The sequence below is a fragment of the Candidatus Methanomethylophilaceae archaeon genome (assembly GCA_017524805.1).
Classification (GTDB): Archaea; Thermoplasmatota; Thermoplasmata; order Methanomassiliicoccales; family Methanomethylophilaceae; genus Methanoprimaticola.
In genome coordinates this window covers 17,231-41,700 of record JAFXUX010000006.1, presented here as the reverse complement: position 1 = coordinate 41,700, position 24,470 = coordinate 17,231, and the positions used below count along the sequence as shown (strand labels likewise).

Annotated in this window: 26 protein-coding genes and 2 tRNA genes; 19 read left to right on the top strand and 9 right to left on the bottom strand. The window is 55.1% G+C overall.

Translation table 11 applies throughout. The features are described 5' to 3' along the window. Positions 1-63 precede the first annotated feature (63 nt). From IKP20_01210 to IKP20_01195, 4 genes are all read left to right on the top strand, one after another. The gene (locus IKP20_01210; protein ID MBR4503593.1) at positions 64-282 is read left to right on the top strand and encodes a hypothetical protein; all 219 of its coding nucleotides are present in this window, start codon (positions 64-66) and stop codon (positions 280-282) included. A 50-nt stretch (positions 283-332) separates the two neighbouring features. Further along, positions 333-420 (top strand) — tRNA-Leu (locus tag IKP20_01205). 104 nt (positions 421-524) lie between these two features. Then, positions 525-722: a hypothetical protein gene (locus tag IKP20_01200; protein MBR4503592.1), complete on the top strand. Its 198-nt coding sequence runs from the start codon at positions 525-527 to the stop codon at positions 720-722. A 494-nt stretch (positions 723-1,216) separates the two neighbouring features. Next, positions 1,217-2,773 (top strand): transposase, encoded by a 1,557-nt coding sequence (locus tag IKP20_01195; protein MBR4503591.1) that lies wholly within the window; start codon positions 1,217-1,219, stop codon positions 2,771-2,773. 409 nt (positions 2,774-3,182) lie between these two features. Here the strand turns inward: IKP20_01195 and IKP20_01190 are convergent, their stop codons facing one another. Both IKP20_01190 and IKP20_01185 read right to left on the bottom strand, forming a co-directional pair. After that, entirely contained in the window at positions 3,183-3,518 is a 336-nt protein-coding gene (locus IKP20_01190; GenBank protein ID MBR4503590.1) for a DUF1634 domain-containing protein, read from the bottom strand. Beyond that, complete coding sequence (locus tag IKP20_01185; GenBank protein ID MBR4503589.1) at positions 3,515-4,348, bottom strand: sulfite exporter TauE/SafE family protein; 834 nt, start codon at positions 4,346-4,348, stop codon at positions 3,515-3,517. The genes IKP20_01190 and IKP20_01185 overlap by 4 nt, the downstream gene beginning before the upstream one ends. Before the next feature lie 137 nt (positions 4,349-4,485). Between IKP20_01185 and IKP20_01180 the strand changes: the two genes are divergently transcribed. The 3 genes from IKP20_01180 (at position 4,486) to IKP20_01170 (ending at position 8,430) form a co-directional block, all read left to right on the top strand. Further along, positions 4,486-5,868, top strand: a complete 1,383-nt coding sequence (locus IKP20_01180) for a hypothetical protein (protein ID MBR4503588.1) — start codon at positions 4,486-4,488, stop codon at positions 5,866-5,868. Beyond that, a complete protein-coding gene (locus tag IKP20_01175; GenBank protein ID MBR4503587.1) occupies positions 5,865-7,340 on the top strand; it encodes an MFS transporter in 1,476 nt (491 codons plus the stop codon). The genes IKP20_01180 and IKP20_01175 overlap by 4 nt, the downstream gene beginning before the upstream one ends. A 205-nt stretch (positions 7,341-7,545) precedes the next feature. Beyond that, entirely contained in the window at positions 7,546-8,430 is an 885-nt protein-coding gene (locus IKP20_01170) for a hypothetical protein (protein ID MBR4503586.1), read from the top strand. 513 nt (positions 8,431-8,943) lie between these two features. Here IKP20_01170 and IKP20_01165 read toward each other — a convergent pair. Continuing rightward, positions 8,944-9,567 (bottom strand): 50S ribosomal protein L15e, encoded by a 624-nt coding sequence (locus IKP20_01165; GenBank protein MBR4503585.1) that lies wholly within the window; start codon positions 9,565-9,567, stop codon positions 8,944-8,946. A gap of 271 nt (positions 9,568-9,838) precedes the next feature. Between IKP20_01165 and IKP20_01160 the strand changes: the two genes are divergently transcribed. Beyond that, positions 9,839-11,167 carry a hypothetical protein gene (locus IKP20_01160; GenBank protein ID MBR4503584.1) on the top strand — a complete coding sequence of 443 codons (1,329 nt, stop codon included), beginning with the start codon at positions 9,839-9,841 and terminating at the stop codon, positions 11,165-11,167. 50 nt (positions 11,168-11,217) lie between these two features. Here IKP20_01160 and IKP20_01155 read toward each other — a convergent pair whose 3' ends face one another. From IKP20_01155 to IKP20_01135, 5 genes are all read right to left on the bottom strand, one after another. After that, positions 11,218-12,534, bottom strand: coding sequence for a TldD/PmbA family protein (locus tag IKP20_01155; GenBank protein MBR4503583.1), 1,317 nt, complete (start codon positions 12,532-12,534; stop codon positions 11,218-11,220). Beyond that, complete coding sequence (locus IKP20_01150; protein ID MBR4503582.1) at positions 12,531-13,940, bottom strand: TldD/PmbA family protein; 1,410 nt, start codon at positions 13,938-13,940, stop codon at positions 12,531-12,533. Before IKP20_01150 ends, IKP20_01155 begins: the two co-directional genes overlap by 4 nt. Then, positions 13,940-14,983: a M24 family metallopeptidase gene (locus tag IKP20_01145; protein ID MBR4503581.1), complete on the bottom strand. Its 1,044-nt coding sequence runs from the start codon at positions 14,981-14,983 to the stop codon at positions 13,940-13,942. Before IKP20_01145 ends, IKP20_01150 begins: the two co-directional genes overlap by 1 nt. A gap of 214 nt (positions 14,984-15,197) precedes the next feature. Further along, complete coding sequence (locus tag IKP20_01140; protein ID MBR4503580.1) at positions 15,198-16,004, bottom strand: aspartate dehydrogenase; 807 nt, start codon at positions 16,002-16,004, stop codon at positions 15,198-15,200. Between the two features lie 106 nt (positions 16,005-16,110). Beyond that, positions 16,111-16,761 (bottom strand): HD domain-containing protein, encoded by a 651-nt coding sequence (locus IKP20_01135; GenBank protein MBR4503579.1) that lies wholly within the window; start codon positions 16,759-16,761, stop codon positions 16,111-16,113. Positions 16,762-16,844: 83 nt separating this feature from the next. Between IKP20_01135 and IKP20_01130 the strand changes: the two genes are divergently transcribed. The 3 genes from IKP20_01130 to IKP20_01120 are packed head-to-tail and all read left to right on the top strand — an operon-like array spanning position 16,845 to position 19,219. Further along, positions 16,845-17,252 carry an archease gene (locus IKP20_01130; GenBank protein MBR4503578.1) on the top strand — a complete coding sequence of 136 codons (408 nt, stop codon included), beginning with the start codon at positions 16,845-16,847 and terminating at the stop codon, positions 17,250-17,252. Between the two features lie 33 nt (positions 17,253-17,285). Then, positions 17,286-18,107, top strand: coding sequence for a phosphoribosylglycinamide formyltransferase (locus IKP20_01125; GenBank protein MBR4503577.1), 822 nt, complete (start codon positions 17,286-17,288; stop codon positions 18,105-18,107). Between the two features lie 5 nt (positions 18,108-18,112). Further along, positions 18,113-19,219, top strand: a complete 1,107-nt coding sequence (locus IKP20_01120; GenBank protein ID MBR4503576.1) for a hypothetical protein — start codon at positions 18,113-18,115, stop codon at positions 19,217-19,219. Between the two features lie 58 nt (positions 19,220-19,277). Here IKP20_01120 and IKP20_01115 read toward each other — a convergent pair. Further along, positions 19,278-19,350: transfer RNA gene (locus IKP20_01115), tRNA-Glu, on the bottom strand. Positions 19,351-19,497: 147 nt separating this feature from the next. Here IKP20_01115 and eif1A point away from each other — a divergent pair. Genes eif1A through rsmA form a run of 8 tightly spaced genes read left to right on the top strand, consistent with a single transcriptional unit; the run spans position 19,498 to position 24,445 of the window. Continuing rightward, positions 19,498-19,824 carry a translation initiation factor eIF-1A gene (gene eif1A / locus IKP20_01110; protein ID MBR4503575.1) on the top strand — a complete coding sequence of 109 codons (327 nt, stop codon included), beginning with the start codon at positions 19,498-19,500 and terminating at the stop codon, positions 19,822-19,824. 11 nt (positions 19,825-19,835) lie between these two features. After that, positions 19,836-20,642 carry a serine protein kinase RIO gene (locus IKP20_01105; GenBank protein MBR4503574.1) on the top strand — a complete coding sequence of 269 codons (807 nt, stop codon included), beginning with the start codon at positions 19,836-19,838 and terminating at the stop codon, positions 20,640-20,642. Further along, the gene (locus IKP20_01100; protein MBR4503573.1) at positions 20,639-21,181 is read left to right on the top strand and encodes an RNA-processing protein; all 543 of its coding nucleotides are present in this window, start codon (positions 20,639-20,641) and stop codon (positions 21,179-21,181) included. Before IKP20_01105 ends, IKP20_01100 begins: the two co-directional genes overlap by 4 nt. A gap of 9 nt (positions 21,182-21,190) precedes the next feature. Next, complete coding sequence (locus IKP20_01095) at positions 21,191-22,417, top strand: tRNA pseudouridine(54/55) synthase Pus10 (protein MBR4503572.1); 1,227 nt, start codon at positions 21,191-21,193, stop codon at positions 22,415-22,417. A gap of 9 nt (positions 22,418-22,426) precedes the next feature. After that, the gene (locus tag IKP20_01090; protein ID MBR4503571.1) at positions 22,427-22,720 is read left to right on the top strand and encodes a 50S ribosomal protein L21e; all 294 of its coding nucleotides are present in this window, start codon (positions 22,427-22,429) and stop codon (positions 22,718-22,720) included. A gap of 56 nt (positions 22,721-22,776) precedes the next feature. Further along, positions 22,777-23,067 carry a hypothetical protein gene (locus tag IKP20_01085; GenBank protein ID MBR4503570.1) on the top strand — a complete coding sequence of 97 codons (291 nt, stop codon included), beginning with the start codon at positions 22,777-22,779 and terminating at the stop codon, positions 23,065-23,067. Next, a complete protein-coding gene (locus IKP20_01080; protein ID MBR4503569.1) occupies positions 23,064-23,639 on the top strand; it encodes a DUF655 domain-containing protein in 576 nt (191 codons plus the stop codon). Before IKP20_01085 ends, IKP20_01080 begins: the two co-directional genes overlap by 4 nt. Continuing rightward, positions 23,636-24,445 (top strand): ribosomal RNA small subunit methyltransferase A, encoded by an 810-nt coding sequence (gene rsmA / locus IKP20_01075; GenBank protein ID MBR4503568.1) that lies wholly within the window; start codon positions 23,636-23,638, stop codon positions 24,443-24,445. Before IKP20_01080 ends, rsmA begins: the two co-directional genes overlap by 4 nt. Positions 24,446-24,470: the final 25 nt, after the last annotated feature.

Genomic DNA, 24,470 nt, shown 5'->3' with positions numbered 1-24,470 from the left:
CTTGTTTTGACAATGTTTTTTATATGATATTTAGCGATATGATACTGTGACCTAAGGATGTCCATGGAACGCATATCAATCAAAAAAGCCCAGACAATAGCCAAGAACAAAGGGTTGAAACCCGGAAAGGTGAAGGGAACCGAAGGCGTTCAGTTCACTAAAGGCTACAACGACAGGCTCGAGGTTATCTCCTGGAAGGAATTCGAAGCTCTTCTGAGCAAAAGGGGTCTTGCCATCTACGAGTCTGGTGGCTGGATGAAGATCATGAAGGACAACTCCTGAGCCAGTAACAATATTGAAATACAAGCAAAGAATGGTGGTTCTCATCCTGTGCAAGGGTATCCGAGCCTGGCCAAAGGAGATAGGTTCAGGGCCTATTCTCGTAGGAGTTCGAGGGTTCAAATCCCTTCCCTTGCACCACTTTTTCACTAGCCAGACATTAGTTTCGGTGCAATGCGCTCGTTGCACAAGCGAAAGCATCGGAATCGTCCTCAAAATCGTCCGGATGACGGAGTGAAAAACTCATGGAAAGAGAGTCAGAAGTTGCCCCAGAAAAGAGGCAATCTGACGAGTTCAGGGAGCTGAACCAGGGGAAGTACATCGAAAGGAGCAGGGACATCGGCGATGTGGAGAATGCCGATGACAGCAGACTCTGGGATGCTTACTACAGATTCGTAGATGCCGGACTGATCAAGAAGATCAACGGACTGAAGCTGTTCTGAAAGCCGAACCTATGATCAGGAAGATGGTGGAGGATGCGATGGAAGAAAGGGAGATATTCTTCGGGCATGAACCCATCTATCCAGACGGATCCAGATGAATCGGAAAAGAAATGAGGCATCTCTAATGAATGCACTTTTCGATGTGAATGATATCATCGGGCTGAAATACGAATCAACCGCAGACCGTAGCAGTCGGATCGAGATGGATGTTGGCGAAGGGTGGCTTTACGTCAGTGCGGATACGACCGATGATATGAACAGAATGATCGATTAACGAGTTCCCAACGAGCCGTACTATATCCCTCTGAGAATCAGTGTATTTCGGGCCTGTTTTGGGCTGAAGTAACGTTTATTGTTCGATCCTGTCGGCCTTTTCAGGATTCTTCCGGCAATCGAAGTGATGGACGGGGTCCGTAATCTTTGAATAATGACAGGCAAAAATGTTAATATATAGTACTGAAATATAGAATAAATACTATATTTAGGGGGATTTTATGGGAGTGCCGGAGGAAATCAGGAAGGTCCCGAGACCGAGCAACACCGTCGTCGTCGACAATGGCGGCGACGGAAGGAAGAGGTACGCCGTGAGGTCGCGCAAGAAGGTCATCTACGTTCCCGGCCACAACCCTCAGCCTGTCAACGGAGAGGTGATCGGATACATCCACAACGGGAGGTTCGTTCCCGTATCGGATCTCTCCGGATCTGAGCCACAGGAACTGTCGTTCGGTGCACTGGCATTGGTAAGGTCGGTATCCGATGACATCCTTAACGACCTCCTGGACGTCTACGGTATCGATGCGGGATATCAGATCATGGCCATCGCCGCCCTGCGGGTGGCGATACCGCATGTGACCGATAATCGCCTGTCCACCCATTACAGGAGGACGTTCGCCAGCGTATTCTACCCCGACCTGGCGATCTCCAAGAACAGCGTATGCGGGCTCCATCAGCTGCTGGGCATGAACGGGCCCAAGCGCAAGGAGTTCTATTCCAGACGCATCAAGGCAGTGGCCGAGACGCATCATGTGGCCATCGACGGGACACTGAAGACTGATAACAGCACCGTCAACGACCTTTCGGATTTTTCATACAAGTCGAGGGTGAAGGGCACCAAGGACGTTTCAGTCATCTATGCCTATGACGTCGAGAGGATGGAGCCCATATGTGCCGAGGTGTTCCCGGGTAACTGCATAGACGCCGTCGCATACTCGGATTTCATCCGCGACAACGACATCCGGAAAGGCATCATCATAGCCGACAAGGGGTTCCCTCCCAGCAGGATAAGGGAGGAGCTGGGGGACCGCCCCCAGCTCCATTTCCTCACTCCTATAAAGCGCAACGACATCCGCATAACGAACAACGACATGCTGGATTTCGAGGGAATACTGGAGAACACCGAGCATAAGGTGCTCTACAGGAAGCGCCGCATACAGGGCGGCATGTTCCTCTATGCCTTCAAGGACCCGTACAAGGCATCCCTGGAGGAGATGACCTACCTGGGCAGGAGGAGCACCCAGAAGTCCTTCGATTATCAGAAATATTCGAAGAAGGACAGGAACTTCGGGACGATCGTGTTCGAATCCGATCTCGATATGGACTGCGAGACGGCGTACAGATGCTACGACGACAGATGGCTCCTGGAGCTGGTCTTCAACTATTACAAGAATGACGAGGGCCTGGACGACATCAGGGTCCAGGGCGATTTCTCCGTGCGGGGCAGCGAGTTCATCAACAGCATCGCGACGATAATCACATGCAGGATAATCAGGCGGTTCACCGAGACGAAGCTCCTGGAGGAGGCCTCGTACAGGGACCTCATGGACGACCTGTCATCCGCATGGCGGAGGGTGGATGGACCCGAGGCGCCGTCCCGTTCGGACGGCGCTTGGGTGCATACGCTTCCCAATGTCCATGAGACCATGGAGAAGCTGGGATTGTCCAAAGGCCCCGAACCGGTCGCTCCGAAGAAGCGTGGAAGACCTAAGAAAACGGGCACCGAAGAGAAGCCTAAGAGGCCTAGGGGGAGGCCTAAAAAGAATCCTGTCAACTGACTATACGGCTCGTTGGGAACTCGTTAATTAGTTTATTCTTATTAGGTTGGATGGATTGTATAACCTATTATTTGATTGATACAGAATTCATATGCACCATGTTTGACTGGATATAAATTTAGTATTACAGGTACATAACGAATTGTATGGGTGCTGCAGGACAGACATCAGTCCAAATCTCGGTCAAAATCAGTACTGTGCTAAGGAAAAGGCTGGAGGAAGAACGCGTCCTCCAAGGGGAGACCATCGCGGAACTGGTAAATGACGCCCTCAAATTCTATCTGGATTATAAGGAAAAGAGGCGCATAGAATACTGCCAGAATTATGAGATGATGAAGGATCTAGATTTGGTTGTGCCCAAGGGATCCGAGGCCATTCTGGCCCGCGTCAGAAAATTTGACGATCAATCTCATGACGAGGGAGGGAGCGCTCGACCTGACGTTTCCCATTCTTGCGCCGATCTGGGCGGGCGAAACCATCGGAGAGCAGCCAAAACCATCCCGACGACGGTGATCGCTAGCAGGATGGCCGCTATCGATGCCCAGAACCAATCTTTTTCCGTCGCCAGGGCAGCGAACGAAGCGATGACGCCGGCCAATGGGGATATTATCAGGATCAGAATCCCCGCGCTGAGCATCGAATTCCCGTATCCCAAAGCCGACAGAATCAGCCCTATGGCTATCAACGCCATTCCTATGATGATCCCAACGCGAAGCGTCCTCGCGGTGGTCTTGTTAAGATTCATAATATGCCTCCAGCCTGCAGAAGGACCAATACTGCGACGACGAACAGCAGAACGGAGAAGTATTTCCTCAGATGCTTGGCATGTATTCTTTTTGAGAGGGCTGTACCCGCGAGAGACCCGGCGAAAGCTCCTATCGCGATTCCAGCGGCGTATTCCAGCAGGACTGTCCCTGACAGGAAATATGTGATTGCCCCGGAGAAAGCGGTTATGCCGATCATATAGCTGCTGGTGGGGCTCGCCGCTTTGATCGGCACATGCATGTACAGGTTCATAAGCGGGACTTTGATTGCGCCTCCGCCGACTCCGGTCATCGAGGAAATCATGCCGGCAGCCGTGCACAGGGCCATCCCGCCTTTCATGTTCTGCACTTCATATCTCACTTCTTTCCCGCTGTCGCCCTCATAAGAGAAGACGAATCTGCCATCCGACCCTTCGGCGGGCTCCAAGACCTTCTCGGGGTTCAGGGCCATCCTCATGCCGCTGTAAAGGACCACGGCCGAGAATATGCACATCAGAATCCAATCCTCAAGCAGCCCGGCAATCAGCGCGCCGATTATCGCCCCCGCTGCAGTGGTTATTTCCAGAAGCAGTCCCAAGCGCACGTTGGCCGCGCCTTTGTCGACGAATACGGTGGATGCGCCCACAGATCCCGCAATTATGCCGATAAGACTCACGGCAACAGCTTCTGCGGGAGCCAATCCGAATGCGAGCATCAGGACGGGAACGAAGATGAACCCGCCTCCGAGCCCGAACAGCGCTCCAAGTATCCCGGCGGCCGATCCGGTCGCCAGCAGACCCAACAGAATGAGCGCTTCCATGCTCCTGCGTATGGTCGAGACTATTATATCATTTCTGAATCCATCCTGTTCCGGCGTTATTCGCAATTTCTCTCATTCCATCGGAGGAATGGGCTATTTTTTGCATAACTGACGCGCATCCTTAAACACCAATCAGTTATCGCGTGTCTATGAAAAATGAAGCGAGGGCCGCTTCAGCATTTGCTATAGCATTGCTGCTGGCGGTCACGTGCCTTCCGATCTCCTTTGAAGAAGCCGGCGCGGACGTCTCCGACAGAACTTACGGGACGGCCATGGGATTCTCTTGGACCGAGGTTGAAAAGATAAGCGAGCAGATGACCGGGAAATCCGTTGAGGAACTGATAATGGATTTTTCCGAGAGCCAGCTGGGGTTTGAGCTCAGGCTGTCCGAACCGCATTTCGAAGGTGAGTTCGCCACCAAGAGGGATGTGCGGACAGTCGGGACGAGCTATCTCATCGATGACCACGTGTCCGCTTACATAGAGTTCGTAACCGCCGCCGGAGCCCATGGGAATATGCCTGAGGAGGGCACCTATCAGAGGCAGGAGGGGGAGGACGAGGAAAGCTTCCTGGAAAGGATATTGAAGGGGAGCGCCTCGCCGGATCCTCGCGACATCGATCTGAGCTTGCAGTTCTGCATATACGTGGATGTGGATATCTCCACCGAGATAGACACGGTGACCGGAGAGATGGTCCGCAGCGATGTGTTCGCCAAGCTGTTCGTCGTCGAGTATGAGAGCAGAGATTTCGATGTCTCTACGGCGGAGGACAGCGACGGGGTTCTCGATGAGGTGACCATCCAATACAGAAACAGCGTGTCATACAGCAATTTCTATGTCAGCATGGGGATGGGCCTCACTTACGAGGGGATGAAGATCTTCGACAGCAGGGAGTCTTGGAGCATCAGCCCCAAGATGACCCAGCATATCGACGAGATCACTGTTTCGTCGGATCTGGCGAGCGGCCTGTGGAACATGGTCTCTCAGTTCGCAGGGATCGAAGGGCTTTTGAAGAGCAGGCTCCCAGATCTGGTGCTGAATATAATCGAATCCGGCAGCAGGGTAGTGGATCTGGTCGAGACGCTTAAGTCGCTGACCGGCACCACGATAAAGGACATCGATTACCTGGCGGAATTCCAGGCGTCCAACGTGTCCGATGAGGCCGGCGACGAATACGTGGAGCTCAGGCAGGTCAAAGGAGATGCCGGGGAGACGTTCCGCTTGCCCAAGTCCGCCTATTGCATAGAGGTCAGCGATATATTGAGGCTCGTGCCGTCGTACATATTGGATGAACGGGCCAAGGACATCATCGAACTCATCGCGATACTGCTGGGATGGGGCACCGTCGACGTCGATGAGATGGACGATGAGACAAAAGGCAGGTACGAAGCCGTCTACGAGCACACCAATGCCATGATAAAATACGATGAGGAATACGAGCTGAAGATTCCGATAGAGTATGTCGCGATGTCTACCGCGGGTCTGATCGGGTGTCTGGGCGCCGCGATACTTATGAGGAGGCGCTCCGCATGAGCATGTCCGGATCGGAAAGGAACCGCGCGTTCGCGATGTGGGGACTTGCGCTTTGTCTGACTGCGGCAGCCGCGGGATGGATGTTCATGAGGTTCGGCATGGTCTGGTCCGTCGTAGACCTCCCGAAATCGCCCAACATCGATTACATCGTGCCTGCGTACGTGGTCTCGGAGGTCGCCATGATCCCGCTGGGAGGCAAGCTGGCGGATCTGTTCGGAGCAAGGCGCGTGCTATCGGTGGCTCCGCTGATTTTCATCGCGGCTTCCATGGTCTGCGCTTTGTCGGTGTCCGTCGAGATGCTGGTGGCTTTCAGGTTCGTCCAAGGGATAGGGGCAGGCCTCATCCTCGCGCTCGCGTACACCGCAGTAGGGAAGTTTTATCCTACGCTTAAGAGAGGCAAGGTTAGCGAGCTGATGACGGCGTCCTTTGCCGTAGGCTCGCTGTTCGGATCGGCTGCGGGCTATTTCCTCACGGAGAACTTCAACTGGAGGCTCGGGTTCATGGCCCTTTCGCTGATGGTGGCGGTAGGGCTGGCTCTTGCGTGGAGATTCCTCCCGGAGGATAGGGGTTCCCATCAGAAGTCCGATATAGTAGGGATGGCGCTCGCGGCTCTGGTCTTCGGATCGGCGACGGTGTATACCCAGCTTGTCAACGTCAACTTCGATCTGATCAGCGTCCCTTCGTTCGCTATCGCCGGGCTGATCGTCGTCGGGGCGGTCGCTTTGGTGGCTCATGCAAAGCGCTCTGAGAGCCCTGTCATACCCGTGAGGATTCCGCCGTTCGAAAGGAAGGTCCTCGTATTGATGTTCATATTCAGCTTATGCGGGCTCGGTCTGATACAGTATTTCTTCAAGATGTATCTCACGTGCTACGAGTTCGATATATACAAGGCGAGCGCCATGTTTTGGCTGCTGATCGCCGGGGCAGCCGTGCCCTCAATGATCGGAAGCCGCAAGGTGTTCTCGACGGGAGTCAGGCCGTGGATCATCGCGGGATCGGCCATCGTCACTGCCGCACTCATCCTCACCCATTTTATCATCAGCCAGGGCATACTGCAATTCGGTATCTCCCTGTTCCTGTTCGGATTCGGCCTGGGATTCATCGTGAACCAGCTGATATGCGCTCTGCAGAGCGTATCGGATGTGAAAGACATGGGCCAGCATACCGGCAACCTCATGGCAATACGCATGGTGGGCATATTCGTAGGGAATGCTATCGTCGGGTCGTATATCAGTGAGGTAACCCAGGGCAATTATGTCTCGGTTCCCATAGACCTGTCCGTCGCTGAGAATGTGCTGAAAGAGGTGGCCGCGAAGCTCATGAACGACGTCCAGAGCGCGGCCAGCTCTCTCAGCGACGGATTCGTGGTGTCTATCGCCATTATGGCTGCGGTCACCGCCATCCTCATAGCGTATTCATTTACTCTCGGGAAGGATGACGTCGAGGCCGCCGAGGATAGCGGAAAGGAATGATGCTTAACGGGGGTCGATTTAAAAGCCGCCGGCTCCCGCCAAACATTTTTGCGCCCCTCTGATGCCCACACGGAATGGCCACGACGGATTGTAAACCAATAATGGCATCGCAGGCTGGAGCGGGACGGAATCCGCTCAAGGGCTGAATCGGAATTTTGGAGGCCAAGGACGATATGTTTTAAGGTTGAATCTTACATGGCGGGCTGTGACGATTCTTCTCCTCAGATATTCGGAAATAGGGCTGAAAAGCGATCCGGTCCGCAAAAGATTCGAGAATCAGCTCAGAGAAAACATAATGGCGATGCTAGCTAAGGATGGGGTGGAGGCTTTCGTCACCAAGAAAGGCGCCAGGATCTTCATAGAAACCGATGATTCCGAGAAAGCGATAAGATCCGCCAGGAAAGTGTTCGGCGTGGCGTCGATGTCTGTCGCGGAGACCTGCTCTTCCGATATGGAAGACATCTGCAGGACAGCAGCCGCCTATTCCAAGGGAAGATTATCTCAGGGCCAGACATTCGCGGTCGATGCGCGCAGAGACGGGAGCCATCCGTACACCAGCATAGATGTCGCCAGAGAAGCTGGATCGGCTATTTTCCTGGAGAACGAAAGCCTGGGGATCAAAGTCAAGCTCAAAAACCCGGATGTCACCTTTTTCGTCGAGGTCAGGGACAACAAGGCGTATATTTTCCAGGAGGTTATTCAATGCCATTCCGGGCTCCCGATAGGTACCCAAGGCAAAGTCGTGGCCGATGTGGAAGACGACCGCGGATTGGTCTCCGCCTGGCTGGCCATGAAGAGAGGCTGCAGAATCATATTCAGGGGTCCGGGAGACTTCGAGACTCTGAGGAATTACGATCCGGAGATGAGGATGGCTGACGATAAGAACGTGAGATATGCGTTGGCGTACATTCAAGGCAAAGGAATCTCCGATCTCGAGGATTTCGACGCGTCAAAATATGATCTCCCTGTGTTTTTCCCCACTGTCGCCATGTCGGATGAGGAAGTCGGCGATTTGGCGGCCAAAATCAGGGCTGGATTCCGATTGCAACGTATGAGAGGGCTCGTAACGATCGCTCCGATTCGTTTCTGACCTTTATGAAATCGCGGTTCTTCACGAATTTGAATATTTGATGCGTTGAAACGATAGTATTAAGGTTGTGCCAGACAATATTAACCTAACCTTGCCGGCCTCCCGAAGGAAGCCGTAAGGTGTTTGAAGCCTTCTTCAAAGGAAGGCAGCCAGGAGAAGATCGGCTATCAGCCTGATCGTCTCGAGGGCCAGGGTGAGTTTAGTGGTCTGACCCCGGTCCTTTCCCTCTTCGGAGATTTTTTCACTTCCTTTCGATGGCTCAGGACAGGGCCCAGTGCACGCCGGAAGCCCCTGTACACTGGGCTTCCTCCCTGGCGTCATCTCATATAAATTATAGTAATTATACGCTATTATCTGTTTCTTTATATGTTAAAATGAATCAAATATGATAAAATAATCCATAAATGAAATAGAATAAGGCACTATCCTTTCTAATAGAAGCTGGGACGCGATAATTGAGATTAGAAATGGTAAGGAGTTTGGGCCTGCCAAACTAGGCAGGCGGAAGGAATCTCACTTGATTCTCCTCTGGTTGGCTCTGACGGACGGCCTGGCTTTCTCGGCTCCCTTTCCGGTGTGCCTCATTCCACGTCCTTTCTGTCCGGCGGAGGTCTTTCCGCGGTACACACGGTTCTTGTGCGTGGAGTCGCAGATCCAGTTGATCTTTTTGTCGGATTTGATGACGGGGTGCGCGGGGTCGACGAGGATGACCTCATACCACTCCTGCTGTCCGTCTGCTCCGACCCAGTAGGAGTTCAGGACTTCCATGTTGGGGAATCTCTTCGCGGTCCTTTCCTCAGCCATCCTCTGGAGGCTCTTGCCGACGGTGATCTGGTTGATACCCTTCCTCTTGGCTCTCCTTCCAGTAACTATGGCTCTCTTCTGGAAGCTTCCCTTCCTTACTCTGGCCCTGACGACGATGTATCCCTGCTTAGCTTTGTATCCAAGAGCTCTTGCCCTGTCGAGGCGGGTAGGCCTCTCGATGCGGAGGAAGTTCTCTTCCTTTCTCCAGATGATGCGGCGCTCGTAGTTGAGAGCTTTCACATAGGATTCGGAGGGAACATCCCAAGCCTTGGCGATGTAGCTGTACATGCTTTTCCCGTTGACCGGGCGTGCTTCCTGAGTCTCTTCGCTCATTTGTATCACCTTTACGGATTCGCCCTAAGGTACATTTCCGTTCGCGGAACAAATTGTTCTGCGGTTTGCGCATCGCCATCCTTTATTTAATGGTCTCTGTCAAGCCTCCAGTTTCTAATGCGCTATTTCTTTCGAACCGAAGCTCAGTTTCTGGGCAATTCGGGACAGATTCCTCGAACCAATCTTCAGGCTTTTCAGCGCGGATGCTAGCATGGCCGTCTGTGCGATAGCAACAATTAAACCGAATGCGCACGAATTAGCCCCGAGGCCGATGAAGGATTACGTAGCTCTTAACCTGGAGAATCCGAACTCCCGTGGAAATTCTATCTGCGCGATAGGGATGGTCGTAGTGAAGGATGGGAAGGTTGTCGACCGGCTGTATTCGACGATCAACCCTGAGGACAGGATAGACAAGCGCAACGCGGCCGTCACCGGGATAGATGCGGCCAGGATAGAGAGATATCCGACATTGCCGGAATATTGGCCGAAGGTGGAGGGATATCTTAGGGATCTCGTCATCGTGAGCCACAATGCGAAGTATGGTTTGGCGGTCCTTACGCGGTCTTTGGAGCGCTATAGTCTTGACGTCCCGGATTTCAGATACATAGACACGCTGAAGCTCTGCCGCAAATACATGGACGCGCCATCGTACAATCTCGGCGAACTTTCCAAGTCCATAGGCCATCAATACAGCGGGCGTCAAGTCATGGGCGACGCATCAGCTACCCAGGCTCTGTTCGAATATCTGGAGGGGAAATATGGCGTGGATGATTCAGAAATCCATGAGTATCGCCAGAGCGAAGAGGATTCGATGGACGTCGACCTGGTGGTCAGGCTCAATGAGATCTACGGCATAGTCATGGGCATTACCGCTGACAGGAACATATCCCCGGACGAGATAAAGTGCATCCGCGAATGGATGGGCAACAACATGGATCTCAGGGAGTATCCATTGTTCGATCGCATCATAACGGCCTTGGACAAGGCATTGGATGACGGGGTGATAACCGCTTACGAGCAGAAAGATCTCATGAACGTCGCCAGCGCCATCGGGAAGAACAAATTCTACAGCGACAGCACCGTAGCGATCCAATTCTTGCAGGGCATCATACGCGGAATTGCCGCCGACGGCAAGATAAGCAGGCCTGAGGGCATGTATCTGAAGGGCTGGCTGGAGGAGAACGATTACCTGTCCGGCGTATATCCGTATGACAAGGTCTATTCCGCAATTACGGAAGCTCTCAAGGACAACATGATATCGTCCGCCGAGCAGGAAGCCATCCTCCACGAGTTCAAGGAGATCCTCAACCCAGACAGCAACGAGTTCGATGAGATAGAGCTCAAAGGCAAGACGTTCTGCCTCGCGGGGGATTTCGAGTACGGCTCCGATCCGGAAGTCAGGAAGGTCCTCGAATCCAAGGGCGCCATAAGCAAGATGAGAGTCTCCAACGATCTGGATTACCTTTTCGTCGGAAACCTCGGCGTGAACAGATTCAGATTCGGCGGTGGCGGCGGGAAGATCGCCATGGCCGAGGAAATGCGCGAGAAAGGGAAGAAGATCAGGATAATCAGCGAGGAGGAGCTGTTCAAGCAGATCTGATTCGGCTCGGCCGCGGCGCTTTATATTAGGATCCGCCGCGGCCTGAGCCATCAGTTTCCAACCAGTTCGGTCCCCGAGAAGCTCATCGTCGGGACGGTTATGACTCCCATCTGCGCGGGGTCGTTCCCGATGGCTTCGACGCTCGCGATCGCATCCAGCATATTGCCCATGAGCAGGGCGTTGTTAACGACGCTCACAATCTCCCCGTTTCTGACGATATATCCGCATCTGACGTTCAGCCCGAACCTTCCGGTGAGCTCATCCGCCTCCGGCCAAGCGAATTTTTCCACGAGGATCCCATCGTCCGTCTGCGAGACGATGTCCTCCGGGTTTTTGTTCCCGGGCTTGACGGACATGTTCAGCGGTTTTATGGCGGGAGTCCTGTCGTAGGCTCCCTGAGGTTCTACGCTGGACCTTCTCATCCCGTTTCCGGTGCTGTCCCCGCAAAAAGTGTCGCTGAGGAATCCTCTCAGAATCCCGTTCTCTATGATCGGGCGCCTTTCGGTCGGGACGCCCTCGTCGTCGAACGCGCAAGAAAGCGGGGCGCTGACGGTAGGGTCGTCGATGATGGTGACGCAATCCGAGGCGACTTTCTCATCGAGGGAATCCTTCCAGAGGCTTCTCCCGTATTTTCTGTTCTCCCCATTCACCGCCGATCCCACGGATGAGAAGAGCATGTCGCCCAGTTCGCTCGGCGGGAGTATCATCGAAAGCTTCTTCGATCCTCTGAATTCCCTGCATGTTGCCGCCGCCTCAGCTTTTCTGGAGAGGCTGTGGCCGATCAGGGCTGGGTCCAAATTCAGATGGGTTCCGTGGAACGTTTCCATCCCTTCGCCAGGATGGTCGATGCTGGCCATCGATGTGAAATGGCCGTAGACGAGGGTGCTCCTGTGCCCCACGTCGACGCCGTTCCCGTTCACGACCCTGGACTCCATGCATGACACGCGTATCTGCGCTCTTGGGATGTTCACCCGGCAATTCTCGATTACGGATTTCGCCAGCTCCCTCAGCTCTTCCGGAGTTATGTTCTCGACCTTTTTGTCCCATATATCGGGCGAGGCGATTTTGGCCCGTCCCGGTTGGGCGTAGCCTTTGAAGGCGGCGTTCTCCGGCGAATGTCTCAGTACCGAATCGGCCATCTCCAAGCAGCTTCCGACGGCATCGGGAGAGTTCAGGGACACGGATGATTTCCCCAGCCTGCGGCCCTCGGACATCCTGAACATCATGCCTTCGTCGGTCTTGGTCTCGATGTTGCTTATCTGTGAGTTGTCGATGTAAACGGTGTTCACGACGGCTCTGCTCACGTAGACCTCGGCTTGGTCATACTTCTTCATGGCTTGCACGGCCATATCGTCCGGGTAGATCACTGGCCTCCCCCCACGATCATCCTGGCGCGCATGTATGGGCCTCCGGAGGAAACCCTTACCCAATCCTCTATGCCTTTCCCGCACATCCCTCCGTCCAGGATCACCTCTTTGGTGAGCGCGTCCGCGGAGGACAGGATCTCCACCGATTTCCCGGTGAGCGTGAAGGATCTCAGCATCCCTTTGATCTCGCCGTTCTCGATCTCGAACCCCCTCAGGCATTTGGCTTCGAAGCATCCGCCTACCGGGTCTTCCATTCCGTTGACCATCTTGTCGCAGATTATCCCATGTTCGGTGTCTGCGATCAGCTCGTCTTTGTCCCAGTCACCCGGCCCGAAATAGGTGTTGGTCATCCTGACCCAAGCCCTCTTGCCGAAATTCTCCGCCCTTCCGTTCCCGGTGGGTTTGCACCCCAGCTGAGATGCCGTCTCGAGGCTGTGCATATATCCATTGTAGATTCCGCGGTCTATGATTTTGGTGCATGATGACGGGGTGCCTTCGTCGTCGAACGGGACGGATCCGTGGGCTCCCGGGACGGTTCCGTTGTCATACATGGTGATGATGTCCGATGCTACCTTCTTCCCGACGGCTCCCGTGAGGAACGAGCGCTTTTTGGTGATCTCATCGCCCTCCGACGCATGCCCCATGGCCTCATGGGCCAGCAGCCCGGACACCATCGGGTCGGAGATCACCGTGAGGTTGCCGGACGGCGCCCTCTTCGCGGACAGAGTCTTAATGGCCTCCTCTGCGGCGGTCCTTCCGATCCCCTCCAGATCGGCGTCTTTCACGGTCTCGTACCCTAAGGTGCTGTCCGGGCCCTCGTAGTATCTCTCCATGGAGTTCCCGTCGAAAGCGACGGACATCGCCCTGCACAAGGTGCGGACTTCCTCCCAGCTCAGATCGGAGCCCGCGGAGTTCACCAAGGCGTTCTCCTTGATCTCCTCGGAATAGGAACCCATGCGGTTCGCTATGCGATCGTCGATGGATTGGGCTCTGTCCAAGTCGAGCGCTGCCTGGATCTTCTCTTCCAAGCCGACGGAATCCGGGTGTATCCTCACCTGCGCAGGCATGTGCTTCCTTATGGCGGACGGTTCCAAGGCAAGGTCCGATTTCCTTTCGCCGGAGGCGTTCTTTACGGCATCTTCCGCCGCTTTCATGACCGCGTCGGGGTCGAATGACGTCACCGTTCCGTATCCCCATCTGCCGCCTGCCCATGCTCTGAGGCAAACCCCTCCTGTGCTCTTTCTGACGAGCTGCCTGAGCTCCCCGTCCATGGAGCTTATCCCGATGCTCCTTATCGTCTGGGACTTCGCGTCGCAGAACTCCGCGCCCAGATCGACCATCCTTCCCACCGCTTTGTGGAGGATGTCCTGGGTGTCCTCGGCTTTCATGAGGATCTGTTTCTGCATCATACCACCGTGAACGAATGGTCGAAGGACGTGAGGATCTCGCATCCATTTTCAGTTATGAGGCAGGTGTCCTCGATCCTTATCCCTCCCACGCCAGGGATGTATATCCCCGGTTCGGCGGAGACGATGTTGCCCGCGCGAAGGATCTGATCCGACCTCGGCGACACGGATATGTCTTGGTGGACGTCCATGCCGATGCCGTGTCCGAACGAATGGATGAATTTCCCTTTGAACTCGGAATCGTCGATTATTTTCCTCGCAGCCAGATCTGCCGCTTTTGCTTCCGCGCCGTCGCGGTATTCCTCGATCCCGGCGATCTGGGCTTCCTTCACGATTTCGTATGCTCTCTCCATTATCTCCGGGGGCTTTCCCAGGAAGACTGTGCGGGTCATGTCGGAGCAATACCTGTCGTATTTCGACCCGAAGTCGAACAGCGCAGTGTCCCCTTTCTTAAGCCTATAATCGCAAGGCATGTGGTGCGGCTGGGACGAATACTCGCCGAATGCGGCGATGGTGTCGAACGCGTTTCCGGTCCCGCCCAGCTCTCTCATCCTGCTGTCCATCCTCGCGGCGATTTCTCTTTCAGAGACGCCTTCCGAGAGGTAATCCGGAATCTCGGCCGCGACTTTCGATGAGATGTCGCAGGCGCGTCTGGTGGCTTCGATCTCTTTGGCGTCCTTCACCGACACGGTGTCGCCGATGGCTTTTCCGGCGTCTATAGGTTCGAACTCTCCCGCAACCTTCTTTATGTACTGCACTGCGGCGTAAGTGGCCGAATGCATGTTGAAACCGACTTTGGAGCATCCGCGGAGGGCTTCTTTGATGAACGCTTCCCTCTCTTCGCGGTCATGGTACACGCGCACGTCGCCTTTGCCGGCGTTCGCCGATTCCTCCTCCAGAACGCTCACTATGACGTCCATGGACCCGTCCTTTTTCACGATCGCGAAGGAGCTTTCGAAAGTGCCCGAGCTCTGCTCCGTCAGATACCAGAACGTGGAGTCCAGGAAGGGCTCGCCATCGTTGGCTATGACGACGGCATCCATGCCTTCCGCATTCGATATGAGCCTTTCGGCTCTTGTTTTGGCCATGGAGGTTAATGCGGAGTTGGCATGAAATATTTTGGGATTCCAAAATAATCGGAAACTCCTGATGGAAAAGTCCTGCGGGAGGACTCTTCAGAAGGGATGCCAAAGGGCGGGAATCCGGTTTTTGGGATAGGACATCCCCATCGGAAGCCCGCCCTCTGTCAGAATCGAATCAGATTCCGATCCATTCGTTCCTGACTATCCTTTTCAGAGCGGATATCGCCGACATGGCCGAGAGGTACGAAGTTTTCGGGTTATCCGGGGCGGGGACGTTGTATGTGCTGCAGTCCATCTCGCCGAATTCCCCTTTGAGCTTCAGTTCGTAGGAGTTGCTGTGGGTCTCCGGGTCCATGACTATGGTCACCTTGGTTCTGTCGAACCCTATGCCCAGAAGGCTCACCGTCGCCGCTACGTTCACGTTCTTGGGGAACATCTGAACGGCTTCCCTGGCGGTGCCGGAATAGACAACGGTCTTCTCGGTCAGCTTTCCGACGTCTATCCCTTTATTGATGACATAATCCACGCCGGACAGGGTTTTCGGCCCCTGTATGGCTATGAGCTCGACCTCATCCAGCTTGCCCATGGAGGAAGATCTCAGCCCATCGGTCCCGCACACGGCTCCGGACGGTATGTATATCTTCGCCTCGCATTCCGCCGCTTTCTCGGTGACCGATTTTCTGTAATCGTCGTCCACAAGGGCGCCCACGGACATGACCATGATGTCGACGCCTCTGGCCACGACTTTGGGGATGATGGCCTTGGCGGCTTCCTGGGTGGCCGATTCAATGACAAGATCGCAATGGTACAGCTCCTCCTCCACGCTTTCGACGACGATGCCCTTCTTCAGTCTCGACGCCAGGCCCTCAGCCCTCGCTTTGTCTGAGTCGGTGAGGTATATTCTCTTCACCTCGGCCATCTCGTCGGCGGCTTCAGCCAGCATCTGGCCGATCGATCCGCATCCGGCTATTGTTATGCGCATGAGGCCCCAAATGGGATGGTATATTAAGATATTTTTCGTAAAAATACAGGTATTAAGACAGATTCGTATGCTAATTATAATTGATAATACGAATAACGTAATAATTCTACGATAAGAGTGGCCATCGCATTTTTCCGTCCCATTCCCTGAGGAATTCGTCCAAGAATTCTTCCATGTAGCTGTGCCGCCTTTCCGCCATTTTCCTCGCAGATTCGGTGTTCATCAGCCCTTTCAGCTTCAGGAGCTTCTCATGGAAATGGTTCAGAGTCGTGCCTTCCGATCTGTATTCCTCTTCGGTCATGGATTCCCTCGGCTTTTCGCTCGGGATGTGCATCGGGCGCCCTTTGCTTCCGCCGTATGCGAAGGCTCTGGCGATGCCAATGGCTCCGATGGCATCCATTCTGTCGGCATCCTGGACTATCTTCCCTTCCAAGGTGTCAGGCACCGATGAGCCCGAGCCTCTGAAAGATATCTGGGAGATTATCCGGATTATCTTTTCCCGCTCTTCCGCCGGGATCCCCTCGGATTCCATGAAGCGCATGGCGTTGGCATATCCAGCGTTCCCGAACAGTTTGGGGTCGTCCACATCGTGCAGGAGGGAGGCAAGGCGGACTATCCTCTCGTTCCCGCCCTCTTCCGCGCATATCCTTCTGGCCACAGAGTGCACCCGGAGCGTATGGTAGATGTCATGTCCGCCGGAATCACCTGCGAAAACTCCCTCGGCGAACTTTTCGGCTCTCAAGAATATGCCGTCCATGGCGGGGCAACGTCGGATATGCTTTTCAATTTGCCCATGGGGATCCGGGCAACGTTAAAATCGGGCGGGCGGATTCCGGTGGCATGGAGAGATACGCCCTTATAGACCACACCGCCGATATGATGGTGAAGGCATTCGGAAGCACGTTGGAGGAGTGCTTCGCCAACGCGGGTTTCGCCCTGTTCAACGAGACCGTGGATCTCTCCGGCATAGGGGAATCCGTGGCGACGGAATTCGAGGTCGAGGGTATCGACGACGAGGATATGCTGTTCTCGTTCCTCTCGGAGCTGCTTTTCATCGAGGATTGCGAGAACCTCATCCTGAAAGAGATCGAAGTTTCCATCGACGGGAACAAGGTCCATTGCAGGGGGAGGGGCGAGAGGCTGGACAGATCCAAGCACAGGATAAGGTCCGAGGTAAAGGCCGTGACCTACCATATGATGGAGGTCGATCGGGAGACGCCCTCGGTCACGGTGGTGTTCGACGTCTGAAATTCTATATCCCTGTTCAATCATGGGGGAGCGATGCTCAGGTTAGGATGGTTCTCCACGGGAAGGGGCCCAGGGTCTCGCAATCTGCTCAAAGCGGTCATGGATAAGAGAGACGAGGGCGTCCTGGACATCGAAATACCCTTCGTCTTCTGCAATTGGGACAACGAGGAGGAAGACAACCCCAAGAGGGAGCAGAGGCAGATGTTCTTCGATATGGTGCGCGGATACGGCATACCGCTGCTGACCGCGTCCTGGAAAAGGTTCATGCCCGAGCTCAGGAAGAGCGACGAAGCCGCTTGGAGGGTCGAATACGGGAGGCTCCTTAGGGAGAAGACCTCCGTCTACGGCTTCGATCTGGGGATCCTCGCGGGTTACATGATGTGGATGGACGACGAGACCTGCCAGCAGTATGACATGCTGAACCTGCATCCCGCACTTCCTGATGGCCCCAAAGGGACATGGCAGGAAGTCATCTGGCAGCTGATAGCCGAGAATGCCGACCGCCAAGGCGCGATGATGCACATCTGCACCGAGGAATGGGACAGGGGCGCCCCGCTGACCTATTGCTGCTTCCCGATCCGCGGAGGGGAATACGATGCTCTCTGGGAGGATCTCGGCAAGAAGCTGGAATCATACACTTTGGATGAGATCAAGGAGATGGAAGGCACGGAAGAGCCGCTCTTCAAGAGGATAAGGGAGGACGGCGCCAAACGCGAGCTCCCGCTGATCGTCGCCACCATAAAGGCGTTCGCCGACGGCCGCGTGTCCATACAAAACAAAAGGCTTTACGCGGAAGGGGAGCCTCTGGACGGACCGTACGATCTGTCCTCGCAGGTCGACGCGTCTTTGGAGTGAGAGGAATGTCCGGAGAGTTCGACCCCACCCTGGAGCTTGGTCTGCCTCCAGAGAAGATGGTCATATGCGGATGCAGGGGATTCCTGTCCCGCAACGACAGCACGAGGGACATATGCGCCCATTTCATTCCTGACGGCGAGCATTTTTACGATCTCTTATCCAGATACGATTGCTTAGTCACTTACGTTCTGGGAAGGGACGATCTGGTGGCCGGGAACGTCCCCAAGTACGCGTTGCCGTTTCTCAAAGCCTACGGGGCAACCAATTATCTCATCTATAAGGCGGCCAAAGAATCTCTGAGGCTGGTCGACAATGCCCCGGAAGTCATGAAGTATCTGGCGGATCTTCTGCCGACTTTCATCACCACCTCTTCGTATGACCAAGCGCTGATGGCCCTCGAGGAAAAGCTCAGAACGCCGCTATGCGAGTCCGAGCCCACCGAATACGATTATACCACCGGGCAGATCGGCCGCATCGGCTCCAAAGTCCTCAGGGAAATGGCGGCGGAGATGAATTCCCTGGAGATACCCGACGTAACATACCAGTTCAACGTACCCACCAACTTGGACAAAAGGGACATCAAAATCATACAGAAGCTGGACCATTTCCTGGGCGACGGCATGACGGACGAGGGCAGGCTTGCGATGGAATCCTGCCAGCCGATGGACTCCAGCAAGAAGGCGTACAGAATCCTGGATCTCAGGCGCCAGCGCGGCATCGATCTGGACGGGACCATATACATCGGCGACGACCACACCGATTACCAGAGTCTGAGCCTTGTGAAGGACAGCAGCGGCCTGGCGATGTCGTTCAACGGGTCTGAGATAGCGATCAGAGGTAGCAACATAACCGTCATTTCCGAGAGCGCCACCGTCGGCGCCGTGTTGGCCGGGACTTTCTACGACAAAGGCATACAGGCGGTTCTCGATCTGGCCGACAAGTGGGACCGGGGATTCGCTGACAGCGGGGATTTCCCGGACAGGCATCTGGCTGACAGGCTGCTATCGGAAAAGAAGTTCCCGGAGGTCTACGCCACGGACGACGTTGATCTGGACGACCTCTGCGAGAAGAGCGAGAAGATGCGCGACAGGATGATCAAAGGCGAAATCTGAGGCGGCGCCCGCGATTACAGTCACAAACAATCAGCCATCCAAAATTTAGAAGTGATAGTGCTCCAGCCGGGATTCGAACCCAGGTATCAGCCTCGAAAGGGCTGAATGATTGGCCACTACACCACTGGAGCGCAATAGCCCCATCACAGCATCGTTTATAATGGTTTCCGAAAGCCCACGGGTTTTCATGTCCCAGCGCCGTATTCCGAGTCTGGCTTCGCACCGAAAAAATGGTTATGTTTTTATAAAACGTCGATTCATGTTATGCGGAGATGGCAATGACAGAGCAGCCTATGGAAAGCACCGAGGAGGATGTATCCCGCATCCGCATGCCCAACATCAAAGAGGGAGAGATATTCGGCATAGCCGATCAGCTCCTGGGGGCATCCAAGATCAAGGTCATGTGCGAGGACGGAGTGTCCCGCGTGGGGCGCATCCCCGGCAAAATAAAGAAAAGAATGTGGATTAGAGAGGGAGATCTGCTTATCGTCTCCGTCTGGGACTTCCAGCCGGACAAATGCGACATAAGGTTCAGATACACCAGAACCCAGGCGGTCAACCTCAGCAAGAAGAACAAAGTGCCCAAGAATCTGGACATCTTCTGAGATCCAAGGGGATCCGCATGCCGTCATACGAAGAGAAGTACGCTTACCTCGAAAAGCACGTGGATGCCCTTAAGACCAATAAAACGGGAGACGAACGGCAGACCGACGGCGAGGTCTTCGACAAAAAGACCCTCATGACGATCTATGACCTCATGTCCGACGGTTTTCTGGATAAGGTGCACTACCCCATCTCCACCGGCAAAGAGGGAAACGTTTTCTACGTCACGGACGAGGACGGCGAGGGGCTGGCTCTGAAGATATTCAGGACCTCCACCTCCACGTTCAAGAGGGTATCGAAGTACATCGAGGGCGACCCCAGGTTCAAAGGGGTCAGCGGCAACCGCTGGAAGATGATTTACGCGTGGGTAAACAAGGAATACAAGAACCTTCTGAGATACTACGACGCGGATATCCCGGTGCCGGAACCGGTTGCGTTCGAGAACAACTGCCTCCTGATGGAGTACATAGGCGACGAGACGGGGCCGGCGCCCCAGCTCAAAGACTGCGTTCTGGACGATCCCACAGACATTTACGATGAGGTCACCTCATTCATAATAGACGGCTGGCGCGACGCCCATCTGGTCCATGGGGATCTCAGCGAATACAACATCCTCATGCAGGATGGGCAGCCGATACTCATCGACGTCGGCCAGGCGATGACCTGCGACCATTACAACGCGAAAGAGTATCTGATGAGGGACATAGCCAACGTCAACAGGTTCTTCAGACAGAGGGGCGCGGATATCATAGAGGCAGAGAAAATCATGGACTGCGCGCTCAACGGGATCGACGACGAAGAGGAAGGGGATGAAGAATGAGATCGATAAGAGTGCCCGCCGACAGGGTAGGGACGCTGATAGGGAAGGGCGGGGAGACGAAAAAGGCCCTTCAGGACATCTCCGGGGTGAAGCTGGAGATCAGCGCGGAGGACGGGGAGGTCATAATCCATGACGAAGTGGAGCTTGAGGACCCCGTTATGGCGCTGAAGATTATGGATGTGATAAAGGCGGTCGGTAGGGGATTCAACCCCGACAAAGCCATGAGGCTCTTCGATGACGACGAGTACCTCGAGATAGTGGACATAAAGGATGCCGTGGGGGCGACCCAGGTATCCCGCGTGAGAGGCCGCATAATAGGGAAAGGCGGCAAGACCCGCAAGCTCATCGAGGAGCTGACCGGGTGCGACATGGTCATCTACGGGAATACCGTGGGTCTGATAGGCAACAGCGTCAGCCTCCCCGTAGCAAAACACGCGGTGGAGCTTCTCATCCATGGGAGCGAGCATGCCACCGTCTACCATTACATGGAAAGCCAGCGCCCTCTGCTCAGGATAAGCGAGATGGGGTTCGACATCTGAGGTGCGCCGATGGAGGAATGGATCGCCGGGAATCTGGAAGCCGCCGGGAAGCTGGCCGGCATGGGCCTTTGCGACCGCTGCCTCGGGCGCATGTTCGGCAAGCTCGGGACGAACATGACCAACGACGTCCGCGGCAGGATGATCCGCGAGGCCCTATCCGAAAAGGGCGTCGAGTCCGAGGCGGAGGAGATATGCCCCCTCTGCGAGAACGTGTTCGATATGCTCGAGAGGTTCGCGGACGCGGCGGCAGAGAGCGTAAACTCGGTCGAGTCCGAGAATTTCCTGATCGGAAGCAGGGTTGAACCTGAAATCGCCAAGAGAGAGAAGGAAATCGTCGCGGAGATGGGCCTGGATAACGCCGAGGGGATCAAATCAGAGCTCAACCGCGAGATCGGCAAGATCGCCATCTGCAAGATCCATCGCCCGGTGGAGTTCAAGAACCCTCAGGTCGTGGCCTGCGTGGACACCCGCTTCGCCGACGTGACTTTGGACATAGCTCCGCTTTTCATAGCCGGCCGCTACAACAAATACAGCAGGGAGATCCCCCAGACCATATGGCCCTGCAGGGTCTGCCACGGCAAAGGGTGCGACCATTGCCATGGGAAAGGGAAGATGTACTCCACATCCGTGCAGGAGATCATCGGGGACATAGCTTTGGAGATGACCGGCGGCAAGGAGCATTTCTTCCATGGGATGGGCCGCGAGGACATCGACGCCCGCATGCTGGGGGATGGGAGACCCTTCGTCCTGGAGATCAGCGACCCCAAAATCAGGGGGATAGACTTGGCCGAGCTAGCCGAACGCGCCAATGCCGGCGGCCTGGCGGCATACCGCGATCTGCATTTCGCGAAGCGCGAAGCCGTCGAAAGATACAAAGGAGCGGCATCTGACAAGGTATATCGCGCGCATGTAGTGGTCGAGGGGAAAGTTAATAAAGATAGAGTAGTTGACGTTGCCTTATCGTTCAAGAACGCCAATATAGACCAGAGAACTCCGCATCGTGTCGAGCACAGACGCGCCGATTTGGTGAGGAAGAGGACGGTCCACTGGGTAAAGGCGGACTCGATCTCCGAAGATTCGTTCGATCTCGAGCTGGAGACAGATTCGGGCACCTACGTCAAGGAATTCGTGTCCGGCGATGATGGGCGCAGCGTTCCGAGCTTCTCCGAGAGGCTCGGGGTGCAGTGCAGAGTCGAAGCCCTCGATGTGTTGGCGATAAACTACTATGAACCATGAGGGATCAGAATGCAAGCATCCAGAGGAACAAGGACCAAAACCCGCAACCTTCTGAAGAAGAAGGCGAGGGCACGCGGGCTTTCCCCTATCACCAAAGGCCTTCAGACCTTCGAAGAGGGGGAGAAAGTCAACATAATAATCGACCCGAGCGTGCACAAAGGCATGCCCTTCTCCAGATTCCACGGCCTCACCGGGGTCATCATCGGAGAGAGGGGAAGCGCCTATGAGGTCAGCGTCAAGGACGGAGACAAAGTCAAGACCGTCATCGCACGCCCCGAGCACCTCGTGAAGAACAAAAGCTGAAACGACAAACAAAAGGAAGTGAGACTATATCTGAGCGTTACGTAACACTGGCTGAAGTGAAGGAACTCCTGACGGAGGAAAGCGAGAAGAGAGAGCTTCTCACGTCGCAGAAGTCGGCGCTCGAGCACGCCCAGAAAGTCTCCTACCTTTCCGCCGAGGACACGCGCAGGCTCGTCGAAGAGGTCAGCGCCCTCGACATAGTTGACGACCGCATAGCGGCCAAAATCGCGGACATACTGCCGAAATACCCCAACGATGTCCGCGCCATATTCTACAAGGAAAGGATCGAACTCACCGCCGACAGGATCCAGTCGATCCTGGACATAGTGGCGAAATACATCGGATAAGACTTCCGGAGGCGGTTCATACGGAAGAGTTCGCATACATCCTGGATTACTTGCCGACAGGCATTTCGGGCCAGGGCATGGGAAAGAAAGAGCCCGTGGCCTATGCCGTGGGGGACGAGGAGTTCAAGCTTTTCATCCTGGTCCCGAAGACGAACGCCATATTCGGCGTGGGGGACAGGGTCTACATAGGCAAAGACACCCCGACGCAGAAGCGCGACGTCATAGACCACGTCAAGAGCCGCATAGGGTACGGGGAGCTTACCAACAACGCCCTGTCGGAGCTGGAATACGCCATCATCGAGATCGTGAAGCTCCATGAGGACAGATTCATCAGGTTCTTCAACGAAGCCCAGGCGATCAGCCTCCGCAAGCACCTTCTGGAGGAGATCCCCGGTCTGGGGAAGAAATCCGTCGAGGAGATCCTCAGGGAGAGGGAGAAAGCCAAATTCACCGGTTTCGCCGATCTCACCGAGAGGGCCAAGATAAAGGTCCCCGAGAAGCTGCTCGCCAGGCGCATTATCGAAGAGATCGAGAGCCCCGATCTCAAGCGCTATCTGTTCGTGTCGAAATGACGGGTGCGGGCAGGCCTGACCCCGGTTTCGTCCCGAGGAAGAGCAGGGGCCAGAATTTTCTGATCGACGGCAGGGTGGCCGACAGGCACATCGGATACGCCGGCATAAGGGAAGGCGACAGGGTTCTCGAGGTCGGGCCCGGATTCGGAGTCCTCACCTCAAGGCTTGTAGAGGCCGCAGGAAGCCTGACCTGCATAGAATTGGATGAGAAGCTCGCCGACTACATAGAAGGCGAGTACGGCGGCCGTCTGACTCTCATACGCGGGGACGCAGTCAAGGTCCCGTTCCCGGAGTTCGACGTCTTCGTCAGCAATCTGCCTTACAGCGTCTCCACCCCGATCATCTTCAAGCTTCTGGATTATGATTTCAGGTCCGCCGTGGTGATGGTCCAGAAGGAATTCGCCGATCGCATGGTCGCCGACGTGGGCAGCCCCGACTATTCTCGCCTGACCGTCGATCTGTTCTATCGTGCCGATTGCGAGATATTGGAGAGCGTCCCGGCGTCAAGGTTCGACCCCAGGCCCAAAGTCGATTCCGCATTGGTCAGGATCGTCCCCAGGAAGGCGCCGTTCAGCGTGCTTGACGAGGCCACTTTCTTCAGGGTAGTCGAGGTAGCGTTCAACCACCGCAGGAAGAAGATCGGCACGTCCCTGAAGGCTACCCGCATGATCGATTCCGCCGATGGGTTCCCGTATCTGGACGAGAGGATAGAGAACCTCCGCCCGGCGGAGATAGGGGAGCTGGCCGATGCGGTGTATCGTGCAAGGCATCCTGGCTCCGGGCGCCCTCTGGACGATACAAACTAATCCGATGCGAGATATACTCCCATTG

Bases quoted from the DNA above. Each gene is read 5' to 3' on its own strand.
- IKP20_01100 (MBR4503573.1), top strand. From the start codon at position 20,639: ATGAGATCGATAAGAGTGCCCGCCGACAGGGTAGGGACGCTGATAGGG.
- IKP20_01175 (MBR4503587.1), top strand. From the start codon at position 5,865: ATGAGCATGTCCGGATCGGAAAGGAACCGCGCGTTCGCGATGTGGGGA.
- IKP20_01135 (MBR4503579.1), bottom strand. From the start codon at position 16,761: ATGGACGGCATATTCTTGAGAGCCGAAAAGTTCGCCGAGGGAGTTTTC.
- eif1A (MBR4503575.1), top strand. From the start codon at position 19,498: ATGACAGAGCAGCCTATGGAAAGCACCGAGGAGGATGTATCCCGCATC.
- IKP20_01200 (MBR4503592.1), top strand. From the start codon at position 525: ATGGAAAGAGAGTCAGAAGTTGCCCCAGAAAAGAGGCAATCTGACGAG.
- IKP20_01190 (MBR4503590.1), bottom strand. From the start codon at position 3,518: ATGAATCTTAACAAGACCACCGCGAGGACGCTTCGCGTTGGGATCATC.
- IKP20_01130 (MBR4503578.1), top strand. From the start codon at position 16,845: ATGGAGAGATACGCCCTTATAGACCACACCGCCGATATGATGGTGAAG.
- rsmA (MBR4503568.1), top strand. From the start codon at position 23,636: ATGACGGGTGCGGGCAGGCCTGACCCCGGTTTCGTCCCGAGGAAGAGC.
- IKP20_01090 (MBR4503571.1), top strand. From the start codon at position 22,427: ATGCAAGCATCCAGAGGAACAAGGACCAAAACCCGCAACCTTCTGAAG.
- IKP20_01095 (MBR4503572.1), top strand. From the start codon at position 21,191: ATGGAGGAATGGATCGCCGGGAATCTGGAAGCCGCCGGGAAGCTGGCC.
- IKP20_01125 (MBR4503577.1), top strand. From the start codon at position 17,286: ATGCTCAGGTTAGGATGGTTCTCCACGGGAAGGGGCCCAGGGTCTCGC.
- IKP20_01195 (MBR4503591.1), top strand. From the start codon at position 1,217: ATGGGAGTGCCGGAGGAAATCAGGAAGGTCCCGAGACCGAGCAACACC.
- IKP20_01140 (MBR4503580.1), bottom strand. From the start codon at position 16,004: ATGCGCATAACAATAGCCGGATGCGGATCGATCGGCCAGATGCTGGCT.
- IKP20_01180 (MBR4503588.1), top strand. From the start codon at position 4,486: ATGAAAAATGAAGCGAGGGCCGCTTCAGCATTTGCTATAGCATTGCTG.
- IKP20_01150 (MBR4503582.1), bottom strand. From the start codon at position 13,940: ATGCAGAAACAGATCCTCATGAAAGCCGAGGACACCCAGGACATCCTC.
- IKP20_01210 (MBR4503593.1), top strand. From the start codon at position 64: ATGGAACGCATATCAATCAAAAAAGCCCAGACAATAGCCAAGAACAAA.
- IKP20_01160 (MBR4503584.1), top strand. From the start codon at position 9,839: ATGAAGGATTACGTAGCTCTTAACCTGGAGAATCCGAACTCCCGTGGA.
- IKP20_01145 (MBR4503581.1), bottom strand. From the start codon at position 14,983: ATGGATGCCGTCGTCATAGCCAACGATGGCGAGCCCTTCCTGGACTCC.
- IKP20_01120 (MBR4503576.1), top strand. From the start codon at position 18,113: ATGTCCGGAGAGTTCGACCCCACCCTGGAGCTTGGTCTGCCTCCAGAG.
- IKP20_01165 (MBR4503585.1), bottom strand. From the start codon at position 9,567: ATGAGCGAAGAGACTCAGGAAGCACGCCCGGTCAACGGGAAAAGCATG.